We start from the raw sequence: 16,288 nt of genomic DNA on the forward strand, positions 1-16,288 counted from the left end.
GACGGGAACGTAGCACCAGGCCGACACGGATGGCACTCAGTGCGCCGCCAAGAGGGAACTGAGTCCCCTGAAGCCCAAGGCGGAGTGCGACAGCCGATGCGGTCGAGACGATCGAGACGGTCGATACGGTCCGCGGCATAGAGTGACGGCGACCGGCAGTACCTTCAGGGGGACCCATGCGACTTCACGTCGACCAGCGCCATGAGCGGGTGCTCGAACTCGTCCGCGAGCGCGGCAGCCTGCGGGTCGCCGAACTCGCCGCGGAACTCGGCGTCTCCGCAGTCACCCTGCGGCGCGACGTGGAGACGCTGGCCGGCCAGGGCCGGGTACGGCGACTGCACGGCGCGGTGGTGTGGCCGGGCGGGGCCGTCGTGGAGCCGCCGGTGCGGCGGGAGCCCGCCGAGGGCCCGGTGATCGGAATGATCGTGCCGACCACCGCCTCGATCTTCGCCGACATCGTCCGTGGCGCCCGCGAGGCCGTACGGGCCCAGGGCGGCCGGCTGGTGCTCGGGGTGTCCGGATACGTCGACACGGAGGACGCCGTACAGGCCGGGCATCTGCTCGCGGGCGGCGCGCAAGGACTGCTCGTCGCGCCCAGCTGGTCCGATGGTGTGCCCGTGGACGGCCAGGAGCGGTGGCTCGTGGACCGGGGCGTGCCCACCGTCCTGGTCGAACGCTCCGCCCCGCCCGGCAGCCCGGCCGCCGCTCTCGACCGGGTGCGCACCGACCGGGCGCACGGCGCCGCGGTCGCCGTCGCCCACTTCGCCGCCCTCGGCCACCGCAGGATCACCGCGGTACTCCAGGAAGGCCCGCACGCCGCGCGGATCACCGCGGGCTACGAGTCGGCCGTACGCTCCCTCGGTCTCGAAGCCGCCCCCGGCGCCCCCTCGGTCCGCGAACACGGCGACTACGAGGCGAGCGTGGACTTCCTGGCCGACGCGGTACGCCGACGCGGGGTCACCGCCGCCCTCGTGCACAGCGACGAGGACGCGATCGTGCTCGTGCCCCGGCTCCAGGCCCGCGGCATCCGCGTCCCCGACGACCTGGCGCTCATCGCCTACGACGACGAGGTCGCCCCGCTCGCCGATGTCCCGCTGACCGCCGTGGCCCCGCCGAAACGGTCGGTGGGGGAGCTGACCGCGAAGCTGCTGCTGGGCCGGCTCGCCGAGGGCGGGAACGGAGCGCGGCCGGCCCCGCGTCAACACGTGGAACTCCTCCCCGAGTTGAGGATCCGCGCCTCCTGCGGAGGCGGACCGCCCACCCGGTGAATCCGGCACGACCGTTTTGATCATTACGCGCGAACGCTCTCCACACCCACCGCCAAGGAGAACCGGCATGTCCTCCCTGCCTCCGGCCCGCCCCCGCATCCTGTACGTCACCGACCTGGCGTACCAGGCCCGCGGACGCCGCTACTGCGACGAGGACATCGGCCTGACCTCCCGGCTGCGCGAGGACTTCGACCTGGCGCTGTGTCACCCGCTGGACGCGGCCGGGCTGATGGACGCGTTCGACGCGGTCGTGGTCCGCAACAGCGGTCCGGTCCTCGGGTACCGGACGGAGTACGACGTGTTCCGCGAGCGCGCGACCGCGGCCGGGACCCGCGTCTACAACCAGCTGTCGGGCCGGGCGGACATGGCGGGGAAGCAGTACCTCCTCGACCTCGGCGCCGCCGGATTCCCGGTCATCCCGACCGTCGACCGGATCGAGGACCTGGACCGGCTGCCGCGCACGGACCGATACGTGGTCAAGCCCAAGCTCGGCGCCGACTCGATCGGTCTTCAGATCGTCCCGGCGGACCGGCTGCCGGCCCTCGCCGACGGGAGCGTCCTGGTCCAGCCGTGCGTCGACTTCTCGTACGAGGTGTCCTTCTACTTCGTCGACCACGACTTCCAGTACGCGCTGTACGCCCCGGACACCGGGCGGCGCTGGCGGCTCGAAACGTACGAACCCACCGCCGCCGACCTGGAGTTCGCGCAGCGGTTCGTCGACTGGAACACCATCGACTACGGCATCCAGCGCGTCGACGCCTGCCGCGCCCCGGACGGCGGACTGCTGCTGGTCGAGCTGGAGGACCTGAACCCCTATCTCTCCCTGGAGGCACTCGACGATGCGCGCCGGGACGCGTTCGTCGCCGCGCTGAAGGCGTCCCTGCACCGGTTCGTCGGAGCGTGACCTGAACTCCTGAGGCCGTGCGCGCGTATCTCTCCAGGGGAATGGCGGAGATCCGTGCGCGCGGAACGGAAGGAGAGCAGTGTGTCTACACCGCCCGAACCGGGAGCCTCGTCCGGCGGCCCGGTCCTGGAACCCGCCCGTGTGCTGCGCCGCCGCCGCTCCGACAACCTCGCGGAGCTGATGCGGGACACCCGCCGGGACTCCACCGTCTTCGAGTCGGTGCCGCTGCCCCGGCCGTTCTCCGGCTCCGACGACGAGACACAGGAACTGCCGCCCGTACGCGGCGACTTCCGCCCGGTATCGAACGACAGCCCCTTCGGCCCCGGACTCCGCCGGGCCGCCATCACCATCGGCGTCAGCGCCGCCGCGCTGGTCGGCTTCGCCTGCGCCCTCCTGCTGCCCGGCAGAGGCGAGGCCAGCACGGCGCAGCCGGTCACCACACCCACCCCGGTGACCTCCGCGACCGCCACGGGCGCCGCCGACCCCGACGGCACCGGCACCCTCCGCGAGGGAGACAGCGGCCCGGAGGTGACGGAGCTCGAACAGCGGCTGCTGCGCATCCCCAACGTCTACGAGAACGGCTCCACCAGCGGCCAGTACGACGCGACCCTCAAGGAGGCGGTCGCCCGCTTCCAGCTCTGGTACGGCATCCGTGGCGACGAGAACGGCGTCTACGGCGACGACACCCGCAAGGACTTGGAGTCCCGCACGACACTCGACGCCGGCCAGTAGGGCTCGCGCCCGCCGCCGGTCAGCGTCCCGTGCTGTGCCCGACCAGTGCCTCGGTCACCGCGCGGACGCTGCGCGCGATGTGCTGCAGCTGGAGGAGCTCGGCGGCGTACAGCTTGATGGTGTGCTCGATGACCGACTCCGGCAGGCCGAGGCCGGGCAGGTCGGCGCGTGCGGTCTGCAGGGCGGTGCGGGCCACGCGGATCTCGTGCTGGACCTGGATCTGGGCGTGGCGGGCGAGCAGCACGGGGTGGCGGATGAACGCGGGGTAGCTGGCGTAGCGGGCCGGCACCAGCTCGCGCAGCCACTTGGCGGCCGAGCGCTCCCAGTCGTAGCTGCCGGGCGTCTTGACCTGACAGGGCCAGTCCTGGCTGATGCGGGTGGTGGTGAGTTGCATGTCATCGCTTCCCGGTGTGCGGCGTCGCGGGGGGTGGTTCGACGGTGTGTGGCGGCCCCGGTCTAGGGGATGACCGGGGCCGCCCTGGGCGCTCGCGCAGGCGATGCCCGACCGAACACCCCTGGCGCCGACGCGGGTAGGAGACGGCGGCTGAGGGTGTCCGTGCAGGAGCCCCGGAGGACGGGTGTCGCCGGCGCGGCAGGTGGAGCGGCGTGCGCATGGGCGGACCGGTGCTTTCTCGGGGCGGGTGCGAGCGCTGGGCTCACGGGTGCGGAACGGGTCCGGAGTGGGCCGGACGCGATCCGTGAGCAGTATTTATATATGCCGTCCGCTTTGCAAGACGTATGAAAACATTCATGCGTGAAATGGGCGGAATCGTCCCAGTCTGAAGTGATCCAAGGGGGGAGTGGCGGGTCAGTCCCGCATGAAGAACTGGTGCTGCTCGGCGATCTGCTCGTAGTCCTCCAGGCGGGCCTGGGTGCGCTCGGGATCGGCGTCCGTCATAGCCTGGAGCAGTGCGGCGGCCATCACGCCCGGCGCCGCGTAGGAGTCGAAGACCAGGCGGGAGCCGGTGCCGGTGGCGAAGGTGACGTCGGCCTCGTCGGCCAGCGCGCCGAGCGCCAGATCGGTCACGAGGGCCACCTTGAGCCCGGCGCTGCGCGCCACCCGGATCGCGGTCAGCGTCTCGTGCGCGTGCCGCGGCATGTCGAAGGCCAGCAGCCAGGTGCCGCCCGCCTCGCGTGACTGGAGGATCGCGTCGTAGGCGACGCTGCCGCCCCTGGTGACCAGCCGTACGTCGGGGTGGATACGGCGTGCGGCGTACGCGAAGTACTCGGCCAGCGAGACGGAGATGCGCAGGCCGAGGACGGTCAGCGGGGTGGACGCGGACAGTTCGCGGCCGACGTCGATCAGCCGGTCGGGGTCGGCGAAGTCCCGGCGCAGGTTCTCCAGGTTCTCGATCTCGGCGTCGACCGCGGCCTGCAGTTCGTTGCTGCGGTTGACCTCGGCCGCCGCCGGGCCGCCCGCGAGGGTGCTCAGGGCGATCGCCTGCAGCCGCTCCCGTAGCGCCGGGTAACCGCTGAAGCCGACCGCCGCGGCGAACCGGGTCACCGAGGGCTGGCTGACGCCGACGCGTTCCGCGAGATCGGTGATGGAGAGGAACGCGGCCTCGGTGATGTGCTCGATCAGGTACTGGGCGATGCGCCGCTGACCCGGCGACAGCCGTGGCCCGTCGAAGAGTTCGCGGAGCTGGGAAGTCGGCGCCGCCCCGACTTCCGGGTCGGTCTTTCCCGAGGTGATCGCGGATGCCTGGGCTCGTGCCTGCTGCGGCGATGGCACGGATCCGCCTCCTTTGTCTCCCACGGTGACTCAACATAGCTCACAGAGCGTTGTGACCAGAGGGCGATCAGCGCCGGTAAATGGTGATCGAATGACCGACTTGATCGATCGGGCGACTGCTGTCGATCAACTCGGCCAGTTTCCCTTGAGCTTTGTCGATCGAGGTGTCCGAAACGACCAGCAGACCGTGCACCTCGCGCACCCCTACCTTGCGCGGATCGGACGACTCGATGCCGTAGTACGACGGCACACCGCTGCCCTTGTAGACCAGCCAGATCCGCTCGCCCGGGTAGCGCTCACGGAGCCGGTCGGCGAGCCGGCCGAGGTCCTGGCCCCAGTCCACGTTGGAGTCGTGCAGCCGCAGATAGGTCTTCGCCGGACCGCCGAACGCCTCGTTGGAGTACGGCAGATAGTAGGGGAACGTCCGCAGCGAACTGACCGCGACGAACGCCACCAGCACCCCCGTGGACAGCGCGGCCCACCGCCACCGCAGCACCGGCACACAGGCCGCCGTGACCGCCAGGAACATCGGCACGAAGATCGCGTACCGCGTACCGAAGTCCCGCGAGCCGTCCATCGCCGCGGCCAGCAGTACCGCGGTGGGCACGAGCAGATAGGGCGCCGCCGGCCGCAGCCGCCGTACCGCCACGACCGTGACGGCACCCGCCGTCCACAGGGCGAGCATGCCGAGCGGGGTCTTCACCAGGAGCGCCGCGGGCAGGTAGTACCAGTGGGACCCGGTGTAGAGGTGCCCGAACAGGAAGCCCTGCCACGGGTAGTCCTCCAGACCGAACTGGATGCGCATCCCGTCGAGGAATGCCCGCGGGAACGGCAGCAGCTCGACCACCTGCCCCCGCAGCCCGTGGACGGCGGGCACCGGTTCCGTGGACGCGAACCGCAGACGGGGGTCCACTACCAGATACGACGCCCATACGACGGCGATCGCCAGCAGCGCGACGACCACCGCGCTCGCGGCGCCGAGGAGCAGCGTCCGCCGCCGCGCGTCACGGTCGGCGGGACGGCGGGCGGACCACACCGACGCCACGGCCAGGAGCATCAGCACCGGTACGGTTGGCAGGGCGCTCATCTTCGTCGCCACGGCCGCACCGAGCGCGGCGCCCGCGAGCGGGACGTACAGCCGGGGCCGCCGCCGGGCCCGCCAGAGCAGCCACACCGAGGTCAGCAGGAAGCCCGCCTCCGGCACGTCCAGGGTGGCCAGCGAGCCGTGTGCGATGACATCGGGGGAGAAGGCGTAGACGGCGAGTGCCACCAACCCCCGTGCGGCGCCCACGAGTTCACGGGCGAAGGCGAACACGACCAGCCCGAACAGCAGCGTCAGCACGATCACCGGCAGCCGGGCCCAGAACATCAGCCGCCAGGGGTCGTTGCCCGACTCGTACAGCAGATGGCGGCCCAACTCGCCCTGGTCGCCCTTGTAGGAGGCGTCGAAGTGCGGGTCGGCGAGGGCGATCCCGGCGGCGATCAGCAGCTTCCCGAGGGGCGGGTGCTCGGGGTTGTAGTCGAGGCTGTGCTCGCGCAGATAGACGGTGGCGGTGGCCACGTACACCGGCTCGTCGATGGTCGGTGTCTGCTGTACGGCGGTCGTGACCATCACGGCGGCCATCTGCGCGAGGAGCAGCGCCACCAGCAGCGGCAGCAGCCACCGCCGGTGGCGCCGCAGCCCGGCGCGGAGGCGGGCCGGCCGGCTCTCCGTCGCGCGCGGCAGCGGAGGCCCGCCGCCGTCGTCGAGCGTGCCGGGGTCGAGGACCGAGTGCTGTTCGCGCGCCATCATCCGCCCTGCGGTGAGGCCGGCCGCTCGGTGGCGGGAGCGATGTGGAGCCGGGTCATGGCCCTACTGTCGCATCGCTCCCGCCACCAGGGGCGTCACCGCTTCAGGAGTCGTACCGACAGACCTTCCGCCGTATACACGGGTACGGCCCGCAGCTTGTCCGAGTTCAGCGTGATGTCGTCGAACTGGCCGCGCAGCGCCGAGGCGCCCAGGACGCGCACCGTGGAACCGGCGGCCGGCGGGTGCTCGGCGTCGAGCCGCAGGGACAGCGCGCTGCCCTTGCCGAGGGTCGCACGCCGGGTGACCTCGACGGCGGGCTGGTGGCCCGCGCGCAGCGTGACCTCCAGCGTGCCGGACTGCTGGGCGTAGGTGCCGTGGATCTGCACGGATTCGGAGACCCGCAGCGAGCCGCCGAGCACGCTCACGTCACCGTGGCCGAGCGCGTGCGCCGAACCGGCCACCAGCGCACCGGACTTGAGCACGGTCCCGCCGGTGTACGCGTTGTGCCCGGTCAGCGTGAGCGTCCCGGTGCCCTGCTTGGTCAGGCCGCCGCAGCCGTCGATGTCGTTGCGCCAGGCGTCGGCCGCGCCGAAGCCCCCGGCCGTCGCGTCGAGGGCGACGACGACATCGGAGTCGAAGGAGCCGTAACCGTCCGCCGCCGCGAAGAGGTTGAGGCGCCCCCACTGCTCGAAGCCGTCGAGCAGGACGTAGCCGGAGGGCAGCGCGGTGGTGCGCAGCACCTCGCGCCGCTGGGCCGCGTCGAGGTACGGCAGCCGGGTCTCCAGCAGGACCTCCGCGCCCTTGGGCACGGTCAGTGCCGTGTCACGGCCGCTGCGGGTCAGGACGTAGGTCAACTTGGGCTGCACGACACGGGAGTTGGCGGTCCGGTCCGCGTACGGGTCGGTCGCGGTGGTCGCCGAGTGCGCGTAGGCGTACAGGGTGTCCGCCGTCGTGCCGGTCTTCGCCTCGAAGTAGGCGAGGGCCTGGGCGCGGGCGGCGGCCTTGAGTTCGGCGTGGGCCGGGTCGGCGAGGGTGGCGGCGGCCAGCGCGGTGGCCATGATGCGACCGCCGATGACGTCGACCGTGGAGTGCATGCCGGCCATGATCCGGGTGTGGCTCAACTCCAGGGTGCGGGTGACCAGTTCCTGGAAGCGCTCCGGCACGGCGTACGCGTAGGCGAGGCCCGCCAGGTGGAAGGCGTTGGTGTGACCGCTGGGGAACCCGCCGTCGTCGACGGGGGAAGTGCTGCGCTGGCGCAGGAGTTGAGGGGCGACGACCACCTTGGAGTCGTAGACCGGGTAGCCGAGCGAGTCGACCGCACCGGTGTCGACGACCTCGCTCTTCTCGTTCATCCGCCACGGACGCGGGTACTGGTAGGCGTACTTGCTCGGGTTGCCCGACGCGTAGTTGCCGCGCAGGGTGTCGACCAGTTCGGCCACCTTGCCGAGCGCGGAGACGTGCGAGCCGGCGCCGAGCGCGGCACCGGCGGGCGCGTCGGCCGGGACGGCGTCGTTGATCGTGGTCGCCGGGGTGCCGTCCGGGGCGCTGGTGATCGAAGTGACCGCCAGGGCACCGGACTTGTACAGGTCGGCCAGCGGACCCAGGCCCGCGATCATCGCGTAGCTCTGGTGCTGCCGGTCGTAGAGGAACGCCTCCTTGGCCTGTGCCTCGGTGCGGCGGGCGGTGAGGTCGATGCAGTACCGCATGTTGGCGCGCAGGATCTCGGGCCGCAGCGGGGTGCCGGTGTTCCAGGCGGCACCCGTCTTCCATATCCGGGCCATGCCGCCGAGGACCCGGACCACGGCGTTGGTCTCGGGGGTGAGGTTCGCGATGACGTTCGTCTTGTAGTCGTCCACGAACGCGAGCGGAGCCGTGGCGGCCTTGGCGTCCGCCGCTGCCAGCCAGCCGACCAGCGTCGGCGCGGCGACCACACCGGCCGAGGCGCCGAGCGAGGTCTTGAGGAATCCACGTCTGTTCACGGCGAGTCGACCGGCGTCCGTGCGGTGCCCGGCGGGTGACGGCATGGGTGTGCCTCTCTTGAGTTCTACGGCCGCAGAGGCCGGTGAGGTCGTGGGACCAGGGAGGGGTCGTGCGATCGGCTGTGGTTCGGGGTGCACCGTACGACGCGAGAAAGCGCATACGTCAACTGGTGCGTACGTGCGAAGATTTGCGGCGGGCCGTGTCCCGGCGGAGGGGGTTCGGCGTCCGTCGCATGACCTCCGGGTGAACGGGGGCCGCGCGGTTCACAGGATCGATCGGGCCAGCGCCACCGCGCCCTCGACGGGCGGTACCCGGATGGGCTGCGGCCGTGCTCCCGGCACCCGCTCGGCGAGCGCGGTGGTGAAGGCTTCGTACAGGCGGGGCTGGGCGAGGACGGTGCCGCCCGCGACCACCACGTCGTCGACGGGGACGCCGCGTTCGGCGAGCCGTACGACGAGTGCGGCGAGTGACTGACCGGCCTCGGCTATCACCTCGCGCGCGAGGGGCGAGCCGGCGTCGGCGGCGGTGAAGACGACGCGGGCGTGGCGGCCCCAGTCGGCGGAGACGTCGGAAGCGCTTTCCAACGCGGCGCCCAGCGCGGGCACTTCGGCTACCGCGAACGCCTCGACGAGTCCCAGGGCGAGTCGGTCCGGGGCCTCGCCCCGGTCGTGTGCGGCCCAGGCGGCGCGGGCCGCCTCGCGGACGAGACCGGCGGCGCCGCCCTCGTCGCCGAGTACGGCGCCCCAGCCGCCCACTTGGAGCCGGCTGCCGTCGGCGAGCAGGCCCACCGCGACGGAACCGGTGCCGGCCACCAGGCCGACCCCCTTGTCCAACCCGGCCGCGGGGACGAGCAGTTCGGCGTCCCCCACGACGAGAGCGGGAATCCCGAGACGCTTTTCCAGGGCGGCCCGGATCTCGGCGCACTGGCGGGGTGTCTCGCACGCGTGCCCGCCCACGGCGACCGCGGACGGGCACGCGTGTGCGGGCAGGGCGTCATGGACGAGTGCGGTCAGCCAGTCGGCGGCGGTCGCGATGTCGTGCGGCCGCCAGCCGCTGCTGGCGCGGACGTGGTCGGCGACGGCATCCGAGCCCGCGCAGGCGCGCAGATGTGTCTTGGTGCCACCCACGTCGATGCCGACCACGAGGGGCGTGGAGTCCTGCACGGAACCTCTTTCGTCGTTGCGCTGTGCTGCGACGGTGGGCGAACCGTGTCCGGGGGGACGGAAGTTGAAGCACTAGGGAAGCCCCGGGACGGGCTTCTGACGGACCACGGCAGGCGAGTACCGTGACGTTCGTTAGGAAGTTAACTAACGAAGTACAGTGCGTCAAGAGGCATCGCGTATCAGGCAACGGGAGGTACCGTCCGGGCCCGCGTGACGCCAGGACATCCCATCGCCGCAGCCCATCGAAATCCGCCGGGCGCGCGGCCTGTGAACTGGGGGAAGTGTGGAACACGTCGTGGCGCGGGCGTCTCGGCTGACCGAGAGCGCGAGCGCGGTGTTCGAGGTGCTGGCCAGAGCCGGCAGCGCGACCCGCCCGCAGCTCGCGAGCCTGGCCGGCCTGTCCAAGCCGACGGTGTCCTCCGCCGTCGTGGAACTGGAGAACGTCCAGCTCGCCGCCCATTCGGGTACCGCGTCGGGCGGCACGGGCCGCAACGCCGCCGTCTACCGGCTGGGCCCGGCCGCCGGCGCCGTACTCGCCGTCGACCTGGGTCCCGCCCTCACCCGGGTGCGCGGTTGCGCCCTCGACGGCACCCTGCTGGCCGAGGCCACCGAGTCCCGCGAGGACGCGGCCGACGCCGTGCGCGAGGCCCTCGACGCGCTGCCCGTCGGCACCCCGCTGCGCACGGTCGTCGTCGCCGTCGGTGACGTCGCCGCGCGGAACCGGGCGGGCGCCGGGATGCGCCCCGCGACCGCCAAGGCGGGCCCGGTGTTCGACGCCATGACGGTCGCCCTGCCGCCCGGTGTACCCGTCCACCTGGAGAACAACGTCAACTGCGCGGCGCTCGCCGAGCTGCACGAGGGTGCCGCGCGGGGTCGCGACACCTTCGGCTATCTGCGGATCGGCGTCGGTATCGGTCTCGGCATCGTCGTCGGCGGCCATGTGCTGCGCGGCGCCAACGGCGCGGCCGGTGAGCTGGCCCGGCTGCCCTACCCGTGGGACGACGCCGTGGAGCCCCGCCGTGAGGCCCTGGAGGAGTACGTCGGCGCCCGCTCGCTGCTGCGCCGGGCCGCCGAAGCCTGGCGGGCCGACAAGAACGCAGACGGGCCCTGCCCCGACACCGCCGACCAGCTGTTCGCGCTGGCCGCGCAGGGGCAGCGCACGGCGTCCGCCCTGGTCGGCCGGCACGCCGCGGACGTGGGCAGACTCGCCGCCGCCGTGGCCGCCGTACTGGACCCGGGACTGATCGTCCTCGGCGGCAGCACCGGCACGGACCCGCAGCTGCTGCCCGGGGTGCGGGCCGAGCTGGGGCGACTGAGCTGGCCCACCGAGGTGGTGAGCAGCACGGTCGGCGATCTCGGCACCGTGGTGGGCGCCGCGCGGCTCGCGGTCGCCAGAGGAGTCCAAACCGTGACCGATGCCGCGGGGGTGAAGGATTGACGGCCTCGGACTCGGTCTGCCAATGTCCGGACAAGCGCTTTCTAAGTCGGCCGGGACGTCGACTCGGAGTGAGCCTCCCGCCCGTACGAGAAGTACGGCAACCGCACCAGGGTGTGCTTGTGCGGCAGCGGCCGAGAGGGCCGGGGATGCCACCCGTCAGAACGGCGAGGCCGGGCGAGGCCACGCCCCCGGAAAGCGAACCTTTCTGCAGAATGCACCTGTGCCGCCTCGGATGGCGCCGTGCTTCCTCCGCTACGAAGAAAAGGGATCGAAGATGACCAGAGTGAGTGCGCGGCGCTCCCGCCGACTCGTCCACGGCGGCGTGCGCCGCATGGTTCCTCTCGCTGCCGCGGCCACGGCAGGAGCCCTGCTCCTCGCCGCCTGCGGGTCGGGGTCCGGCTCGGGCGGCACCTCCAAGTCGCTGACCTTCTGGATCTCCACGGTCCCGGGCCAGGACGCGGGCTGGAAGAAGCTGGTGGCGCAGTACAAGAAGGAAGAGGGCGTCAGCGTCAAGCTCGTCAACATCCCTTACGACGGGTACCCGACGAAGCTGCACAACGCCGCGCAGGCGAACTCGCTGCCCGACGTGGCGGACGTGCCCGCCCTTGACCCGATCTGGTCGAGCAAGCTGATCGACCTCAGCTCCATCACCGGCAACAAGGCCAACAACATCAACTCCAACTTCCTCGCCAAGGACTCGTCCGGCAAGGTGCTGGCCATCCCCTCGGACGTCACCGCGTCCGGCCTGTTCATCAACAAGTCGCTGTTCGAGAAGGCCGGCGTCGCCGTGCCGGCCTCGCCTTCGAACACCTGGACCTGGACCGAGTTCATCGCGGCGGCCAACAAGGTCCGCGAGAAGACCGGCGCCAAGTACTCCCTGACCTTCGACCAGTCGCCGTCCCGGCTCCGCGCCATGGTGTACGAGATGGGCGGCCAGTACGTCCACGCGGACTCCTCCGGCAAGTTCTCGGTGGACGACGCGACCAAGAAGGCCGTGAAGTACTTCGTCGGTCTGAACGACGACAAGACCATGCCGAAGTCGGTGTGGACGAGCGGCGCCGACCCGTCGGCCATGTTCCAGAGCGGTGACGTGGTCGCCTACTGGTCCGGTGTCTGGCAGGTCGCCTCCTTCGCGGACAGCATCAAGAAGTTCGACTGGGCGAGCGTCCCCACCCCGGCCCAGCCGGTGCAGGCCAGTGACGTCAACAGCGGCGGCATGATGGTGGGCTTCAACAACAACAGCGCAGCGTCCGCCGCCGCGAAGAAGTTCCTGTCCTGGGTGTACGAGCCCAAGCAGTACACCGAGCTGGTCGAGACCTCCGGGTTCCTCCCGGTCGAGAGCGGTCTGAGCCCGAAGTACCCCTTCAAGTCGGCGGCGGCGCAGGCGGCGTTCAAGCTGTACAACGAGGAGATCCCGCTGTACGCCCCGATCTCGGGCTACTTCAACGGCGCGCAGACGGCCTGGGTGCTGAAGGGCAAGAGCCTCGCCACCGACCCGACCAAGACGGAGCTCGGCAAGGCGATCAACGGCCAGCAGTCGGTCGACAAGGCCCTGCAGAACATCGTGGACGGCTACAACACGGCGGTCGGCGGCTGATCGTAGGGCCAAGGGCCCGGGCGGCGGGATCGAACACCGCCGCCCGGCCCTGGCCGCCCGCGTGATGCCGGGCTCACGGCGTGAGCCCACAGCAATCCATCCACCAGCACGGAAGTCAGGAAGATGACAAAAAGCGCCGCGGACGTGTCCGTGAGGCCGCCCAGGAAACGACGCAGCACCTACACCCTCGCGCCGCTGGTCCTCATCGCGGCCAATGTCGTGCTCTTCGCGCTGTTCTTCGTGTGGCCGGCGGTGATCGGGCTCGTCTACTCCTTCACGAACTACACCGGTGTGGGGGCGTTCCAGTTCATCGGACTGGACAACTACCACAACCTGTTCGGGGACTCGACCTTCTACGACGCGCTGACCCGGACGCTGCTGTACGCCGTGCTCTTCGTGCCGCTGAACTTCGCACTCTCGCTGCTCGCCGCCAACCTGGTGGTGAACAAGCACGCCAAGGGCGCGTCCGTAGCCCGTGTCATCTTCTTCATCCCGTGGCTGCTGTCGCCCATCGTCGTGGGTGTCCTGTGGCGGTGGCTGTTCGGTGAGAACTTCGGACTGGTCAACTACGTCATCGAGAAGCTCGGCGGGTCGGCCGTTCCGTGGCAGTCGAACGCGGACCTCTCGCTGATCGTGGTGGTGTTCGCGGCGTCCTGGGCCTGGACGGGCTTCTCGATGCTGCTGTTCATCGCGGCGATCAAGAACGTGCCGGTGTCTTACTACGAGGCGGCCTCGCTCGACGGCGCCGGCCCCTGGCGCCAGTTCATCAGCATCACGCTGCCGAGCATCGCGCCCACCTCGTTCATCGTGATCCTGCTCAACACGATCAACGCGATGAAGGAGTACCCGGTGTTCGTCTCCCTCAACAACGGCGGACCCGGAACCTCGAACAACCTGCTGGTCCAGTACATCTATCAGACCGGCTTCCAACGGGGCCAGATCGGCTACGCGAGCGCCGCGTCGTTCGTGCTCATGCTCATCCTGATGGCCGTCGCGATCATCCAGCTGATCGTCAACCGGCGGGTGGAGAACCGATGACAACCACAGACACGCCCCGCCCGGTCGACGCCGGTCCCGGACGGGCCGTCTCCAAGAAGCGGCCCCGCAACTCGCGCGACGGCGGTCTCCGGCGTGCGGTGCCCGCGACGACACTGCTGTGGGTCCTGGCGTGCCTCTACGGGCTGCCGGTGCTGTGGTTCATCCTCAGCTCCCTCAAGCCGGCCGGGGACCTGTTCTCGTATCCGCTGACCTTCATTCCGCACCACCCCACCTTCTCGGGTTACTCCCAGGCGTGGCGCAGCGCCAACTTCTCCCAGTACTTCATCAACACGACCATCGTGTGCGTCATCACGACGATCCTCACCGTGGGCGTCAGCTGCTGCACCGGGTACGCGCTGGCCAAGTACGACAACAAGTGGCTCAAGGCGTTCTTCATCTGCATCCTGGCCACCACGATGCTGCCCGGCGAGGTCATGCTCGCCCCCGAGTTCCTGGTGGTCCGCAACCTCGGCCTCTACAACTCGTTCGCCGGCATCATCCTCCCGGCCGTGCTCACCGCGACCGGCTGCTTCATGTTCCGCCAGTTCTTCATCACGGTCCCCGACGAACTCGTGGAAGCCGCCCGCATCGACGGCGCCCGCGAACTGTCGATCTTCCTGCGGATCATGGTGCCGCTCTCCCGGCCCATCATGCTGACCCTCGCCATCCTGTCCTTCCAGTGGCGGTGGAACGACTACATCTGGCCGCTGCTGATGCTCAACGACCCGAACAAGTTCACCGTGCAGATCGGCATCCAGAGCATCGTCGGCGCGCAGAACATCAACTGGTCGGTCCTGCTGGGCGCTTCGGTCATCTCGATGATCCCGCTGATCGTCATCTTCCTGGTCTTCCAGCGCTACGTCATGGGCGCCGACATCAACGCCGGCCTGAAGGACTGACCTTGTCCACCCCGCTCGACCACGAGTTCGTCCGCGCGGTGGCCGGCGCCGCCGACCGGTCGGCGGCCCCGCCGGCGGCCGACCCCGACGGGCAGCTTGCCGGAGTGACCCACCGCGCTCTGGCCCGCCGGGTGAAGACTCTGGTCGCGGCCTACCGTTCCCCGGACTCGGCTCTGCACGGCAGCGGGTATGCCGTGGCCGCCACGCTGGCCCACCTCGGCGCCCTCCGGACCGCGCAGACCGGCACCGGCCTCTTCGCGGGCGGCGACAACGTGCAGTCACCGCCGGACTCCGCGTTCACGGTCAACGACGTGTGCGACGCGCACGTCCTCGCCGCGGGCGCGGGTCCGGAACTGCGCGACGTCACGGCCGCGCTCGCCGAGATCGCCGGCGCGGCGTCCGAGAGCCTTGTGGTGGGCGGGGTGCACACCCCGAACCACCGCTGGGAACTGTGCGCGGCACTGGCCCGGTTGCACCGGTCCTTCCCCGACGACCGGCTGCTCGACCGCGTCGAGCAGTGGCTCGCCGAGGGCGTCGACATCGACGCGGAGGGCCTGTACTCGGAGCGCAGCGCCGTCTACGCCTCCCACGTCTCCAACCCGTCACTGCTGCTCCTGGCCGACGTCCTCGACCGCCCCGACCTGCGGGACGCCGTCGAACGCAACCTCACCGCGACCCTGGACCTCATCAGACCCGACGGCACGGTGGAAACCGTCCACTCGCGGCGCCAGGACCAGCACGGGCGGTTCCCACTGGCGCCCTACCTCGCGCACTATCGGCTGCTCGCGATCCGCACCGGCCGGGGCGACTTCGGCCGAGCGGCGCACTGGGCGGCGTCCGGCGGCATCGACGACCCCGACCTGCTCGCCGAAACCCTCCTCACCCCCGACCTGTGCCGCGAGTTGCCGACGCCGGAGCCGGAACCCCTTCCCCGCCACCGGTACATCACCACGGCCCGTCTCGCCTCACGCACCTCCACCACCGCGCACAGCGTCCTGTACGGCGGCTCGGACGTGCCCGAGCACCGGCGCATCCGCTCGGGCCTCGCCTGCAATCCCACCTTCCTACGGCTGTTCGCGGGCGAAGCGGTCCTCGACGCGGTCCGCCTCTCCCGGGGCTTCTTCGACCTCGGGCCGTTCCGCGCCGCCGACATGGAGCAGCTCGCCGACAACCGGTACCGGCTCACCGAGACCCTGACGGCCGCCTACTACCAGCCGCTCCCGCCGGACCGGCGACGCGACGACGGCGCCTACCGTATGGCGGACGAGGGCCGCTTCTCGGCCGCGCTGGCCTTCCCCGACCGGCCCCGGGACGAGGTCTCCCACACGACCCGCGTCGAAGCGGACCTGCGGGAGGACGGCGCCGATCTGCGCATCGACATCAGCGGACCACGGGTGCCCTGGTGCCTCGAACTGACCTTCCGCCCAGGGGGAGTTACGGAGGGCGCCGCACCGATCGGCGACGGACGCTGGTGCCTGACCACCGGGCCGATGACCTACCGGGTCGGCGACGACGAGATCCGCGTCGAGGTCGACGTCGAAGCGGGCGAACCCCTCGCCGGGCCGGACCGCGGCGACGTACTACGGTACGACCCGGGCCAGGACTACACGGTGGTGGGCGGCACCAACGCGACGACCGGGAACCGCGTCTACCTCGGCGGAAACGGCCCCCAGACACTGAGCCTCTCCCTGCGCGCCCGCCGCCCCGCACCCGCCTTGTGACCCCGACGACCCACGCCACGGCCACCT

13 protein-coding genes are annotated in these 16,288 nt (G+C 70.9%); 8 read left to right on the top strand and 5 right to left on the bottom strand.

Translation table 11 applies throughout. The annotated features are described in order from the left end of the window. The first annotated feature begins 176 nt into the window (after window positions 1-176). The 3 genes from OH768_RS49330 to OH768_RS49340 all read left to right on the top strand — a co-directional run bounded on the left by OH768_RS49330 (window position 177) and on the right by OH768_RS49340 (window position 2,904). Window positions 177-1,268: a substrate-binding domain-containing protein gene (locus OH768_RS49330; RefSeq protein ID WP_406463759.1), complete on the top strand. Its 1,092-nt coding sequence runs from the start codon at window positions 177-179 to the stop codon at window positions 1,266-1,268. A 76-nt stretch (window positions 1,269-1,344) separates the two neighbouring features. After that, window positions 1,345-2,172, top strand: a complete 828-nt coding sequence (locus OH768_RS49335) for a hypothetical protein (protein ID WP_406465751.1) — start codon at window positions 1,345-1,347, stop codon at window positions 2,170-2,172. Window positions 2,173-2,253: 81 nt separating this feature from the next. After that, window positions 2,254-2,904, top strand: a complete 651-nt coding sequence (locus OH768_RS49340; RefSeq protein WP_406463761.1) for a peptidoglycan-binding protein — start codon at window positions 2,254-2,256, stop codon at window positions 2,902-2,904. A gap of 19 nt (window positions 2,905-2,923) precedes the next feature. Here OH768_RS49340 and OH768_RS49345 read toward each other — a convergent pair whose 3' ends face one another. The 5 genes from OH768_RS49345 to OH768_RS49365 form a co-directional block, all read right to left on the bottom strand. Beyond that, window positions 2,924-3,298, bottom strand: a complete 375-nt coding sequence (locus OH768_RS49345) for a hypothetical protein (RefSeq protein ID WP_019067862.1) — start codon at window positions 3,296-3,298, stop codon at window positions 2,924-2,926. 414 nt (window positions 3,299-3,712) lie between these two features. Next, window positions 3,713-4,636: a MurR/RpiR family transcriptional regulator gene (locus tag OH768_RS49350; RefSeq protein WP_406463763.1), complete on the bottom strand. Its 924-nt coding sequence runs from the start codon at window positions 4,634-4,636 to the stop codon at window positions 3,713-3,715. A 67-nt stretch (window positions 4,637-4,703) separates the two neighbouring features. Then, window positions 4,704-6,428: an ArnT family glycosyltransferase gene (locus OH768_RS49355; RefSeq protein ID WP_406463765.1), complete on the bottom strand. Its 1,725-nt coding sequence runs from the start codon at window positions 6,426-6,428 to the stop codon at window positions 4,704-4,706. 92 nt (window positions 6,429-6,520) lie between these two features. After that, window positions 6,521-8,449 (bottom strand): phosphatase PAP2 family protein, encoded by a 1,929-nt coding sequence (locus tag OH768_RS49360; protein ID WP_406463767.1) that lies wholly within the window; start codon window positions 8,447-8,449, stop codon window positions 6,521-6,523. Between the two features lie 219 nt (window positions 8,450-8,668). Further along, window positions 8,669-9,568, bottom strand: coding sequence for an N-acetylglucosamine kinase (locus tag OH768_RS49365; RefSeq protein ID WP_406463768.1), 900 nt, complete (start codon window positions 9,566-9,568; stop codon window positions 8,669-8,671). A 295-nt stretch (window positions 9,569-9,863) separates the two neighbouring features. Here OH768_RS49365 and OH768_RS49370 point away from each other — a divergent pair, with 295 nt between their 5' ends. The 5 genes from OH768_RS49370 (at window position 9,864) to OH768_RS49390 (ending at window position 16,261) form a co-directional block, all read left to right on the top strand. Continuing rightward, window positions 9,864-11,006, top strand: coding sequence for an ROK family protein (locus tag OH768_RS49370; protein ID WP_406463770.1), 1,143 nt, complete (start codon window positions 9,864-9,866; stop codon window positions 11,004-11,006). 274 nt (window positions 11,007-11,280) lie between these two features. Further along, a complete protein-coding gene (locus OH768_RS49375; RefSeq protein WP_406463772.1) occupies window positions 11,281-12,603 on the top strand; it encodes an extracellular solute-binding protein in 1,323 nt (440 codons plus the stop codon). Between the two features lie 123 nt (window positions 12,604-12,726). Beyond that, window positions 12,727-13,641 (top strand): carbohydrate ABC transporter permease, encoded by a 915-nt coding sequence (locus OH768_RS49380; protein WP_093623383.1) that lies wholly within the window; start codon window positions 12,727-12,729, stop codon window positions 13,639-13,641. Then, complete coding sequence (locus OH768_RS49385; RefSeq protein ID WP_406463775.1) at window positions 13,638-14,540, top strand: carbohydrate ABC transporter permease; 903 nt, start codon at window positions 13,638-13,640, stop codon at window positions 14,538-14,540. The genes OH768_RS49380 and OH768_RS49385 overlap by 4 nt, the downstream gene beginning before the upstream one ends. A gap of 2 nt (window positions 14,541-14,542) precedes the next feature. Then, window positions 14,543-16,261: a hypothetical protein gene (locus OH768_RS49390; RefSeq protein ID WP_406463776.1), complete on the top strand. Its 1,719-nt coding sequence runs from the start codon at window positions 14,543-14,545 to the stop codon at window positions 16,259-16,261. Window positions 16,262-16,288: the final 27 nt, after the last annotated feature.

The organism is Streptomyces sp. NBC_01622 (assembly GCF_045209635.1).
Classification (GTDB): domain Bacteria; phylum Actinomycetota; class Actinomycetes; order Streptomycetales; family Streptomycetaceae; genus Streptomyces.

Excerpts from the sequence above, each read along its gene's own strand:
- OH768_RS49360 (WP_406463767.1), bottom strand. The coding sequence starts at position 8,449 with ATGCCGTCACCCGCCGGGCACCGCACGGACGCCGGTCGACTCGCCGTG.
- OH768_RS49375 (WP_406463772.1), top strand. The coding sequence starts at position 11,281 with ATGACCAGAGTGAGTGCGCGGCGCTCCCGCCGACTCGTCCACGGCGGC.
- OH768_RS49385 (WP_406463775.1), top strand. The coding sequence starts at position 13,638 with ATGACAACCACAGACACGCCCCGCCCGGTCGACGCCGGTCCCGGACGG.
- OH768_RS49380 (WP_093623383.1), top strand. The coding sequence starts at position 12,727 with ATGACAAAAAGCGCCGCGGACGTGTCCGTGAGGCCGCCCAGGAAACGA.
- OH768_RS49330 (WP_406463759.1), top strand. The coding sequence starts at position 177 with ATGCGACTTCACGTCGACCAGCGCCATGAGCGGGTGCTCGAACTCGTC.
- OH768_RS49345 (WP_019067862.1), bottom strand. The coding sequence starts at position 3,298 with ATGCAACTCACCACCACCCGCATCAGCCAGGACTGGCCCTGTCAGGTC.
- OH768_RS49355 (WP_406463765.1), bottom strand. The coding sequence starts at position 6,428 with ATGATGGCGCGCGAACAGCACTCGGTCCTCGACCCCGGCACGCTCGAC.